The organism is Chryseobacterium sp. SIMBA_029, assembly GCF_046535275.1.
Lineage (GTDB): Bacteria > Bacteroidota > Bacteroidia > Flavobacteriales > Weeksellaceae > Chryseobacterium.
The window spans coordinates 1-245 of sequence record NZ_JAWRXA010000718.1; the positions used below are offsets into that span (position 1 = coordinate 1).

Here is a 245-nt window from a genome sequence, read left to right on the forward strand (position 1 = left end):
CCACAGCTCCCACGGCGAGGCCCCAAGGGAACTGCGGTGACTGCGCCGCCGTCGTGGATGCCGCCGTGGACGCCGAAGTCGCTGCCGTCGAGGCTGCCGATGAAGCGTTCGGGGTTCCCGCGGTGAACGTGAACGTACCCTCGATGGGGTGCGAGTCCGAGGCTACGACCCGCCAGACCACGGTGAACTTGCCTGCCGGTGCGCCGGACTTGATGTTCTGCGTGACGTTGTTGTCCACGATGCTC

Annotated in this window: 1 protein-coding gene; it reads right to left on the bottom strand. The window is 66.9% G+C overall.

Going from position 1 to position 245, the window contains the following annotated elements; genetic code table 11:
* A partial coding sequence (locus SB679_RS25815; RefSeq protein WP_410705222.1) for a copper resistance protein CopC occupies window positions 1-238 on the bottom strand: 238 nt, incomplete at its 3' end.
* Between the last annotated feature and the right edge of the window lie 7 nt (window positions 239-245).